Origin of the sequence: Chitinophaga sp., from assembly GCF_017745275.1 — a bacterium.
Taxonomy (GTDB): Bacteria; Bacteroidota; Bacteroidia; order Chitinophagales; family Chitinophagaceae; genus Chitinophaga.
Map to the genome: position 1 here is coordinate 233,222 of NZ_JAGHZS010000010.1, position 12,970 is coordinate 246,191.

The 12,970-nt window shown below is 48.4% G+C and carries 1 protein-coding gene; it reads left to right on the top strand.

Annotation, left to right across the window (positions count from 1 at the left end):
• Positions 1-15: 15 nt before the first annotated feature.
• The gene (locus tag J7623_RS27570; protein ID WP_291927185.1) at positions 16-12,948 is read left to right on the top strand and encodes a non-ribosomal peptide synthetase; all 12,933 of its coding nucleotides are present in this window, start codon (positions 16-18) and stop codon (positions 12,946-12,948) included.
• Positions 12,949-12,970 lie beyond the last annotated feature (22 nt).

Below are 12,970 nucleotides of genomic sequence, written 5' to 3' on the forward strand. Positions count from 1 at the left end.
TTTAAATTTTTAACTATGCTCGACACTAACCTCGCCGGTATAATAGATCTGCTAAAGGAAGCCAATGACAGGGGAATCCGACTATCTTTTGATAATGATAAACTGCTGTTGCAGATGCAGGAGGAAAAAGAGATAGATGAACTTTTGCTGGGCAAACTGAGAGATAATAAAGAATACCTGATCGCCTATTTCAGAGATCATAAACCCGCTGATGCAGACAGGGCATTGCTCACCGGTATACAACCTTATGACCGGGAGAGTGTGCGGCGTGTTCCGCTTTCGTATAGCCAGGAACGTTTGTGGTTTATTGATCAGCTGGAAGGCAGTATACAATATCATGTACCGGCTATCATAAAATTAAAAGGCGCGCTCAATATCGCTGCGTTAACGCATGCATTGCGCTCCATTGTGAGCCGCCACGAGGTGTTGCGTACCGTGCTGGCAGAAGATGAAGGGGTTGCTTATCAGCGGGTACAACCTGTTGATGACTGGTCGTTGACCATCACAGATGAAATATTGTATAAGGAGAATACAACCGCATTACAGTCTTTTATCCAATCGCTTATTGCCCTGCCATTTGATTTGCAGCAGGATTATATGCTGCGTGCGCAACTGGTTGTGCAGGGAGAGCAGGAATATACGCTGGTGGTCGTGATCCATCATATTGCATCTGATGGCTGGTCTACCGGTATCATTGTAAAAGAGCTGATAGCGTTATATACTGCAGCGCTGGAAAATCGCGCTCCGAACTTACCTGCATTGGATATCCAGTATGCCGACTATGCCGTGTGGCAACGGAACTATTTATCCGGGGAGGTGCTGGACCGAAAAATAGATTACTGGAAAAAGAAATTGTCGGGCGTGGCTACCCTGCAGTTACCTGTAGACTTCACCAGGCCGGTGGTGCAAAGTACCAATGGTGCTGCCCGGCGGTTCCTGTTGAACAGGGAATTATCTGATGAGTTACAGGCATTGTCGCGTCAGCAGGGGACTACGTTGTTTATGACATTGCTGGCGGCTTTTAAGGTGTTATTGTACCGTTATAGCGGCCAGGAAGATATTTGTGTAGGCACACTGATAGCTGGCAGAACACAACAGGAAACAGAAGGGTTGATTGGCTTCTTTCTCAACTCCCTTACCCTGCGCAGCGACGTTAATAGTCATCTGTCTTTTTTGTCGCTCCTGGAGCAGGTAAAGCAAACCACTTTAAGCGCTTATGAACACCAGGATGTTCCGTTTGAAAAAGTAGTGGAGGCAACAGTAAAGGAGCGGGATTTGAGTCGCAATCCTTTGTACCAGGTGATGTTTGTGATGCAGAATGTGCCCGATGAACCGGCATTGCAGCTGGGCAATTTACAGTTGACGCTGGAAGAACCGGAACAGATCACTTCACCATTTGACCTGACCCTTTCCATGGAAGAAAGTGCAGAAGGAATAAGTGGCCAGGTAGTATACTGCACGGACCTGTTCAGTATAGAAACAATTGACCGGATGATGGTGCATTATGAATTGTTGTTACAGGATATTGTAAAATCGCCGGCAGAAAAAATAGGTGCGCTGGGTATGCTTACCTCCAGGGAAGCTTACCAATTGCTGGTAACTTTTAATGATACTGTCACTGAGTATCCGCATGAAAAAACATTACCGGCATTGTTTACTTCCCGTGCGGGCCAAACGCCGGAAGCCACCGCCCTCGTGTTTGGCGAGAGGATATTAACTTACAGGGAACTCGAAGAACGTTCTAACCAGCTGGCGCATTATCTCCAGCGTAAAGGCGTTACGGCAGATACACTGGTACCTGTTTGTATTGAACGGGGACCGGAAATGATCATTGCAATACTGGGCATCTGGAAGGCGGGAGGCGCTTATGTGCCGGTGGATCCGGAATACCCGGCAGCACGGATTGGCTATATGCTGGAAGACAGCAATGCTACTATTGTGGTGACCAGCAACTATGGTAAAGAGAAACTACCAGTAACACACGACGTACATATTATTGCATTGGATGGTGCCAGGCAACTCCTGGATCAACAGCGTATCTCCGTACCGGTGCCGGCGCCATTGCCACATCACCTGGCGTATGTGATCTATACTTCCGGGTCTACCGGTAAGCCGAAAGGCGTGATGGTAGAGCATCGTGGTATGTTGAACCATTTGTATGCAAAAATAAATGACCTGTTTGTCAATGATAAAACGAAGCTGGCTTTTAATGCTTCCTATACCTTTGACATTTCAGTATGGCAAATGTTTGCGGCGCTGGTTTGCGGTGGACAAACCATTATTTATCCGGAAGAATTGATATTTCAGCCGGCAGCATTTATTCGCCGTGTTGATGCAGACGGAATCACGATACTCGAATTGGTTCCTTCCTACCTGGCGTCTTTGCTGCAGGAAGATACGGGCGTTCGTTTCGCGAAGTTGGAATACCTGATGGTGACCGGTGAAGCGGTGAGTCAGCCGCTGCTGAAGCAATGGTTTGAGCATCCGCAATTCGGTACTATCCCGGTGGTAAATGCTTATGGGCCTACAGAAGCTTCCGATGATATTTGCCATCATATTATGCGGAACACGCCGGATGGTTTGAACGTACCGCTGGGCAAGCCCGTGCAGAATCTTCATCTCTATATACTCAATGATGTATTGCAGCTTTGCCCGGTAGGTATTGCCGGTGAAATTTGTGTATCCGGTGTGGGCGTATCCCGTGGTTATCTTAACCGGGAGGCATTAACGGCAGAGAAATTTATCAGGGACCCTTTTAGTCCGGATGCAGGAACGCGCATGTATCGCACCGGTGATCTGGGCAGGTGGCTGCCGGATGGTACTATTGAGTACCTGGGCCGTATAGATGAGCAGGTGAAGATCCGGGGCTTCCGGATCGAGCTGGGAGAAGTAGAAAGCGTACTGCAGCAATGTCCGTTGGTAAACCAGGCCGTAGTACAGGCTAAAGCAGACAACGACGGTATCAAAAAGCTGATTGGTTATATTGTACCCAATGGACCATTTTACAGGGATGATATCTTACACTACCTGGAAGATAAGTTACCCGAATTTATGATTCCATCGTTGCTGATGGAAATGGAAAAGTTACCATTGACAGCCAATGGGAAAATCAACCGGCAGGCATTACCTGATCCGGATGCGTCTCTGTTAATGACGGCTACTTATGTAGCACCACGTAATGAAACAGAGGAGCTGATCACCCGTATCTGGCAGCAGTTGCTGGGTATTGAACGGGTAGGCATATACGATAATTTCTTTAATATAGGTGGTCACTCACTGCTCGCTATGCGGCTGGTAGCTGCCATTCGCCGGGAGCTGGATACGGAATTGACTATTAAATCATTGTTCCTGTATCCAACAGTAGCTGGTTTGGCTGCACATGTGCTGTCATCCGGTAAAGGCGTGCAGCTGCCGCCGGTAGAAGCAGTGGAAAGGCCGGCACATATCCCGCTATCCTATAGCCAGGAACGTTTGTGGTTTATAGATCAGCTGGAAGAAGGCAGTGTACAATATCATTTACCTGCCATATTGCGGCTGGAAGGAAAGCTTAACAGAACAGCGCTGGCATATGCTTTACAATCGATCGTGAGCCGTCACGAGGTATTACGGACAGTCATTGCTACCACCGAAGGTATTCCGTATCAGCTGATCCGGGAGGTGACCGACTGGGAAATGATAATAACAGATGACCCTGTATACCGGGAAGATGCTGATATGCTGGAGTCACATATCATTGATCTGATAAATGCGCCTTTTGATTTATCTGCCGGTTATATGTTGCGGGCAAACCTGGTGGTGCTGGAAGAAGAAACACATCTGCTGGTGGTCGTTATTCACCATATCGCCTCTGATTTATGGTCTGCCGGTATCATCATAAAAGAGCTGGCAGAGCGTTATGCAGCCTATGTGGAAGATCGTGTGCCACCGTTGGTGGCATTGCCGTTGCAATATGCCGACTATGCCATTTGGGAGCGTACCTGGTTAGCAGGAGAGGTATTGGAGAAAAAATTACAGTACTGGAAAGATAAGCTATCAGGTGTGGCTACTTTAAATCTGCCTACAGATTATGTACGCCCGGCTATTCAACGTATTGATGGAGCCGGCAGGAAGTTCCTGCTGGGAAAGGAATTGTCGGAGCAGTTAAAAGCATTTTCGTATGAGCAGGGAACCACGCTCTTTATGACTTTGCTGGCTGCTTTCAAAGTATTATTATATCGCTACAGCGGGCAGGGAGATATCTGCGTAGGCACGCCTGTAGCCGGTAGAACGCAGCGGGAAACGGAAGGACTGATTGGATTTTTTGTGAATACACTCGCCTTGCGTAGCGATCTCCACGGAGATCCCGTTTTTTTATCACTGCTTCAGCAGGTGAAGCAAACTACTTTAGGCGCTTATGATCACCAGGAAGTGCCTTTTGAAAAAGTAGTAGAGGTGGTAGTAGCGGAAAGATCACTGAGCAGAACGCCATTGTTCCAGGTAATGTTTGACTTGCAAAGTACCCCTGAAGAACAGCACCTGCACTTGCATGATTTGCAGGTATCGCTGCAGGAAGCGGAGCGTACCACTGCACAGTTTGATCTGAATTTTTCTATCAGCGACAGTAAAGAAGGGATAGGCGGATATGTCACCTGGTCGGTTGATTTGTTCAGGGAGGATACGATAGCCCGGATGATAACCCATTTCGAATCATTGCTGGCTGCTATTGTAACGTTACCGGCGTCGCGCATCAGTGCGTTGAATATGCTTACCCCGGAAGAAACCAGGCAGTTACTTTATACGTTCAACGATACCGCGGTACCTTATCCAACAGATAAAACATTTGTGGATCTGTTTACGCAGCAGGTGGCAGACACCCCGGAAGCAATTGCCCTGGTATTTGAAGATACACAGTTGACCTACAGGGAACTGGATGTGTTGTCCAACAAACTGGCGCATCACCTGATCCATAAGGGGGTAAAGGCAGATACGCTGGTACCCATTTGCATAGAGCGTTCTTTGAACATGATCATTGGCGTGCTGGGTATTATGAAAGCCGGCGGTGCTTATGTGCCGGTTGACCCGGAGTCTCCTGCCAGCCGTATCAGTTATATGCTCACGGATAGTAATGCACAACTGATCGTCACCAGTAGTTATGCGAAAGAAAAAATACCTGTTGGCACCACTGCTGATTTCATTTTGCTGGATGCAGAAGCAGCCACTATTGAACAGCAGCCAGGTACGCCGCCGGCTGTGTGGGTGTTGCCACATCACCTGGCTTACATGATTTATACTTCCGGATCAACCGGCCGGCCCAAAGGCGTGCTGGTGGAACATCTGGGAATGCTCAATCACCTGCTGGCCATGGTAGATGAATTTGGTATGGATAACAATGCTGTAGTAGCGTTCACTGCGTCTTATACCTTTGATATTTCGGTATGGCAAATGCTGAATGCGTTCATTTGCGGTGGCCGTACCATCATTTATCCGCAACAGCTGATCCTGCATCCTGCCGCGCTGATAGCTGATGCAGATAAACAGCAGGTGACCTTGCTGCAACTGGTGCCTTCTTATCTTACGGCGGTATTGCATGATCATACAGACGTAACGTTAAGCGCATTACAGTACTTACTGGTTACCGGGGAAGCGGTCACCCGGCAGTTATTACAGGAATGGTTCAGCCATCCCCGCTTTGGTAAGATCCCGGTGGTAAATGCTTATGGCCCCGCAGAAGCGTCGGATGATGTGAGCTTTTATTACATGTATGAAGCACCTGCTGCGGCTAATATCCCGGTGGGCTCACCTATTCAGAACTTACAGATTTATATACTTGATAAAGAAGAACAATTATGCCCGCTGGGAATACCCGGTGAAATTTGCGTAGCGGGTATCGGTGTAGCGCGTGGCTATCTCAACCTGAAAGAATTAACTGCGCAAAAATTTGTGGCCGATCCGTTCCGGCCCGGACAAAGAATGTACAAAACGGGAGATCTGGGCAAATGGCTGCCAGATGGGAATATAGAGTTCCTGGGACGCATGGACGACCAGGTGAAAATACGTGGTCACCGGATTGAGCTGGGAGAAGTAGAAAGCGTGATAGCAGAATCCGGATGGGTACAACAGGTGGTGGTAGTAGCCAAACCTGACCATAAAGGACATCAACGCCTGGTAGGATACGTGGTGCCTGGTGAGTTATACGATAAAGCTGCCATGCTGGATTTTGTGAAAGAAAGACTACCGGAATATATGGTGCCGGTGCTGATGGAATTGGAAAAGCTGCCATTAACCCCCAATGGTAAAATTGATAAACACGCGTTGCCGGAACCTGCTGCCGACGGACAGCTACAACGTAGCTATACAGCACCCCGCAACAGGCTGGAACAGGTACTGGCCGGCAACTGGCAGGAATTGCTGGGTATACAACAGGTAGGGATATACGATAATTTCTTTGAGTTGGGAGGACATTCACTGATGGCCATGCGGCTGATGTCTGTGCTTCGCCGGGAAGTAGGGGTAGAGCTGCCGGTTAAATGTTTATTCCTTTATCCTACGGTAGCAGAGCTGGCGGACTGGCTGCAGGAACAGGTACCTGATAAGAGCACGCAGTTGCCAGTGGTGAAAGCCTACAGCAGGCCACCACACATTCCGTTGTCGTATAGCCAGGAACGTTTGTGGTTTATTGACCGGCTGGAGGGAAGTATCCATTACCACATTACAGAAGCATTAAGATTAAAGGGCAACCTCAACATAGCAGCACTGGCTTATGCGCTGCAAATGATTGTGCAGCGTCATGAAGTGCTACGTACGGTGATCCGGGAAGAAGGAGGTGTACCGTACCAGCGTATCATGGAGCGGGAGTGGCAGTTGGCCGTTGTGGATGAACCGGTGTATAAAAAGGATCCGGCTGTTTTACAGGCTTATGTAAAATCACTGATGGAAACGCCTTTTGATTTGTCGGAGGATCATATGATGCGGGCACATTTGATTGTGCAGGCAGAAAATGAATACCTGCTGGTATTAGTGATACACCATATTGCGGCGGATGCCTGGTCGGCTGCCATCATTGTAAACGAAGTAATGGAATGGTATGCGGCTTATACGGAAGGCCGTACCGCGCAACTGGCGCCTATGGAGATACAATTTGCCGATTACGCTATCTGGCAGCGAAATTATTTGTCGGGCGCCGTGCTGGATAAAAAGCTGGACTACTGGAAAAACAAACTGGCGGGTATTACACCGCTGGCATTGCCAACAGATTATGTCCGTCCGGCTACACAAACTACTCACGGGGGTAGTATTTTATTCCATATAGACCCGGTGTTACAAACGCAGTTATTGTCATTGGCACAGCAGGAGGGTGTAACGATTTATATGTTGCTGCTGGCGGCGTTCAAGGTATTATTGTATCGCTACAGCAACCAGACCGATATCAGTGTGGGTTGTTCTACGGCTGCACGTCCACAGGAAGAAATAGAAAACCTGATTGGATTTTTTATTAATACGCTGACCTTACGCAGCGACCTGGATAACCGTCCTGCTTTCACCACGTTGCTGCAGCAGGTAAAAGCTACCACATTGGATGCATATGAGTACCAGGACGTACCTTTTGAAAAGGTGGTGGAAGCGGTGGCAAAAGACCGGGATCCCAGCAGGAGCCCACTATTCCAGGCGATGTTTGTGATGCAAAATGTGCCGGGAGATGATAATTTGCGTTTGGGAGATGTAGTATGGTCGGGGGAAAAGGTAGAGATCACCACCGCCAAGTTTGATCTTACATTTTTTGTTGCCGATGAGGCCACCGGTTTACATGTCAATGCGGTATACAGGAGTGACCTGTTTACAGAAGATACCATTGTACGGATGGGAGCACATTATGTACAGTTATTGGAGGCGATTGCAGCCAATCCTGCACAGGAAATAGATGCCCTGCCAATGTTGTCTTCTTCCGAAGAAGGGCAATTGCAAAAGACGCTAACGCATCCGGCTGTCAGCTATCCCCAGGATAAAACATTTATAGACCTGTTTGCCGAACAGGCAGCCTTAACGCCACAGGCAACAGCCGTGGCATTTGAAAATACACAACTGACTTACCAGGAGCTGGACGAACGTGCCACGCAGCTGGCGCATTACCTGCATGCGAAGGGCATCCGGAAAGGTTCGCTGGTACCGTTGTATATAGAAAGATCTGCCGCGATGATAGTGGGCATAATAGGTATTGGAAAGGCGGGTGCCGCATATGTACCTATTGATCCTGATTTTCCATTGGATAGGGTATCCTTTATTTTGGAAGATACTGCCGCGAAAGTGGTAGTAAGTAACGGTGCCGGCAAGGTGCAACTGGGAAAGGGTATCGCTGCGGAAGTGATAGCACTGGATGAAGATCAGCATCTCATCAGTGAGGTAAATACCCAAAATACACTGACTTTACCTGCTCCGAAGGACCTGCTATATGTGATCTATACTTCCGGCAGTACCGGTAATCCCAAAGGGGTAATGGTTACTCATCGCAACCTGGTAGATTACCTGTATGGCTTGAAAGCCGCATTGCCGGTAGCCGAATGCCGTTCTTTCGGGTTGCTGTCCAGCATCGCTACAGATCTGGGTAATACGGTATTGTTTACACCACTGATACAGGGTGGTACCTTACATGTATTTTCTAAAGAGCGGATCAGCGATGGAGAATTGTTGTATGATTATTTTTCTGTCAACCCAATAGATTGTATCAAGATAGTTGCTTCGCACTGGAAAGCCCTGTCGGCTTCCGGCAGGCTGCTGTTACCGGAGAAACTGCTGATTTTCGGTGGCGAAGCATTGGAAACCGCCGTCGTAAAAAGTATCCGTGCATATGGTTCCCGTTGTACTATTGTGAACCACTATGGCCCTACGGAAACGACTATAGGAAAACTGCTCCATGTGGTGAATGATAACACGGAGTATGGTCATCATATTCCCATTGGTAAACCATTTTCCAACACCGGGGTATATGTATTGAATCCTGCCGGGAAGTTATGCCCGGTGGGTGTTCCCGGGGAATTATATATTGGTGGAGATGGGGTGGCAGCCGGTTATTTGAACAATAAGGACTTAACGGAGAGCCGCTTTGTAACGGCGCCATTTGCCGGAGCCGTTGCTTCAAAATTATATCGTACCGGCGACCTGGTAAAGCTGCTGCCGGATGGCAACATCCTGTTCGCCGGCCGTATAGACGACCAGGTGAAGATCCGCGGTTACCGGGTGGAGCTGGGCGAAATAGAAAAGGTGTTACTGCGTAGTGAGCTGGTAGACCAGGCGGTGGTGGTAGCACGGGGAGATGATGGTGGCAGCAAAAGGCTGATCGGTTATGTGATCGCCGATGAAACATTAGACAGGCATGCGATTGCTGCCTGGCTGACGGAGCATTTGCCGGATTATATGATCCCTTCGGCTTTAGTGGTATTGGATAGTTTTCCTTTATTGGCCAACGGTAAAGTAGATAAGAAGTCTTTGCCGGATCCTGATTTTTCTGCAGCCGCAGATGGGTATGTAGCACCTGAAACCCCCTTGCAGCAGGTGTTGGCAAATACCTGGTCTGCTTTGCTGGAGGTAGAGAAAGTAGGGCTTCATGACGACTTCTTTGCGCTGGGAGGTCACTCCCTGCTGGCAATACGTTTGGTATCTGCCATCAGGAAGGCGTTAGGAGTAGAAGTGGCCATTGGCGATATATTTGACTATCCCACTATTGCCCTGTTATCTGACAGGTTATCGGGGAATACGGATGTTTTGCTTACGCCGCCACTGGCGCCGGAAGCAAGACCCGAACACATTCCACTTTCGTATAGCCAGGAGCGTTTGTGGTTTATACATCAGCTGGAAGGCAGTGTACAATACCATGTTCCTATTGTGCTTAGAATGAAGGGTGCTTTGCAGCCGGATGCGCTCGAATATGCCCTGCGTAGTACAGTAAACAGGCATGAAGTGTTGCGCACTGTGATCGCACAGGAAGGCGGAACAGCCTACCAGCGGATCCTGGATCGGGACCAGTGGGAACTGACGATAGTAGATGGAAGACAGTACGCAGATGATCCGCAGGAACTGAAAGCATTTATTACCACGCTGACGGATCAGCCTTTTGACCTGGCTGCCGATCATCTGCTGCGCGCGCACCTGGTAACACTTCCGGAAGATGAATATATCCTGGTATTAACGCTGCATCACCTGGTGTCGGACGAGTGGTCGCATGGTCTCCTGGTGCAGGAGTTTGCAGAACAGTATGGCGCCTTTGTGCATGGCTTTGTTCCGCAGTTGCCTGCACTGCCGGTACAATATGCTGATTATGCCATCTGGCAGCGGAAATATTTATCTGGTGAGGTGCTGGAAAAGAAGCTGGATTATTGGAAAGATAAATTAGCCGGCGTAACCGCGCTGCATTTTTCTGCTGATTTTACCAGGCCCGCTGTTCAGAGTACCCGTGGCGCTTTCCGGTCTTTCCACATTAATAAAGAAATAGCAGATCATCTCCTGCAGCTAAGCCAGGAACAGGGAAGTACTTTGTTTATGACTTTGCTGACTGCCTTCAAAGTGTTGTTGTACCGCTATACCGGGCAAACGGATATTTGCGTGGGCACACCGGTATCCGGCAGAACGCAGCAGGAAGTAGAAAGCCTGATAGGATTTTTTGTAAATACCCTGGCGCTACGGAGTGATCTGAGCGATAATCCCTCCTTTACCACGCTGTTACAGGAGGTGAGGACTACGATCCTGCGTGCTTACGATCACCAGGACGTACCGTTTGAAAAAATAGTGGAAGCCGTGGTGAGGCACCGGGATCTCAGCAGCAATCCCATCTTCCAGGTAATGTTTGTATGGGAAACCAAAGAAACTGCCAGCCCTTATCTTTCAAAAGTGCAGTTGCTGCCGGAAGCCATAACGCATACCTCTTCTAAGTTTGACCTCACTTTTTTTGCATCGGAAAATCACGATGGACTACAGGTAAATATTGAATACTGCACAGACCTGTTTAAAGAAGAAACCATCCGTCAGTTATTTGCGCACTTTGAAGAATTGTTGCGCAGCATTACGATATCGCCGGCGGCGCGTATCGATACCCTGTCTTTGATGGGCGAACAGGAACGCGATCACCTGTTGTCATCTCTTAATGCTACTGATGTAAAATATCCTGCTGTAAAATCGCTGATGGAACTGTTTGCCGCACAGGTAACAAAGCACCCGGATGCAATAGCGGTGGTATTGGGTGGTGAGCAGCTGACTTACCGGGAACTGGATGAACATTCCGGCCGGTTAGCTACTTATCTGCGTAGCCAGGGAGTAGTGACAGGATCGCTGGTGCCGGTATGCATAGAGCGGTCGTTAAATATGATTGTTGGGATCTGGGGGATACTGAAGGCAGGAGGTACTTATGTTCCTATAGATCCTGAATATCCGCCTGCCCGTATTCAATACATGATAGCAGATACCTGTGGCAGGGTGATCCTGACCAGCAGCTATTGTGTAGAAAAAGTAAACGGACAGCAGGGAGTAACTATTATAGAGATAGATACACAATGGGAACAGATTGTTGCGCAGCCAGTGCGCGAAACCAACAATATTACACCTGCGTTTCTCGCTTACGTGATTTATACCTCTGGTACTACCGGGAACCCGAAAGGAGTGGAAATGCCTGCCAGCGCTATGGTGAATCTGCTGCTCTGGCAGCAGGGGCAAATGGATACCACGGTCAGCAAACGGGTGTTGCAATTTGCCAGCCTGAATTTTGATGTTAGTTTCCAGGAAATATTTTCTTCTTTGTGTTTGGGACATACCCTTTTCCTGATAGAAGAAGAAACCCGCAGGGATACTGGTGAGCTGCTGCGGCAAATCAGGAACCACCGCATCAACTACCTGTTCCTCCCTTATGTGGTATTGAAAAGTATAGCAGACTATGCAAAGGCCATGTCGCTTTATCCTGCTTCACTGGATATTATATTCACTGCAGGTGAGCAATTGCGGTTGAGTGCTGATATCAAAGCGCTGCTGGACAATTCGGGGGCCAGGCTGTATAACCATTACGGCCCAACGGAGGCGCATGTGGTAAGTTCCTATGAAGTAACCTCCGGCGACTTCGAAGATAGATTACTGCCACCTATTGGTAAGCCTATTAGCAATACCACCTTGTATATACTGGATACCCGCGGAGAATTGGTGGGCAGAGGTATTAGCGGTGAATTATACATCGGCGGCGTACAGGTAGCCAACGGGTACCTGAATCAACCGGAACTCACCGCCGCAAAATTTATGGCAGATCCTTTCAGCCAGCATCCGCAGGCAAGAATGTACCGCACTGGTGACCTCGCCAGGTGGCTGCCGGATGGCAACATAGAATACCTGGGCCGTATAGACGACCAGGTGAAGATCCGCGGTTACCGCATAGAACTGGGCGAGATAGAAAGCATCCTGCAACAATGCCCGCTGATAAATCAATCGGTAGTGCTGGCAAAAGCAGATAATAACGGTTTTAAAAGATTGGTGGCCTACATCGTACCGGAAGGCGCTTTTGATAAGGAAGGTATTCTGTTCTACCTCAGGAGTAAACTGCCGGAGTATATGGTACCATCACTGCTGGTAAGACTGGACAAATTACCGCTCACCGCCAATGGCAAGGTAAATAAGAAAATATTACCCGATCCTGCGGCAGAAGAACTACTGACCAACGAATATGTAGCCCCGCGCAATAAACAGGAAGAAGTGCTGGTAGATATCTGGCAACGGCTGTTAAATGTACCCCGTGTAGGGATTAAAGATAATTTCTTTGATCTGGGAGGACACTCACTGCTGACCATGCGGCTGATCTCTGAAATACGGGAGGCATTACAGGTAGAAGTGCCGGTAGCCCTTTTATTCCAGCTGCCTACTATTGAATCATTAAACAGGCATCTGAACATTTCTCAGAATGATGTTACTGCCCCTGAAAAGGACTTAAAAACGATCCGGTTATAATCGGGTACCCCATTAACCTACT

Coding starts and splice junctions, on each gene's coding strand:
- J7623_RS27570 (WP_291927185.1), top strand. CDS start 16: ATGCTCGACACTAACCTCGCCGGTATAATAGATCTGCTAAAGGAAGCC.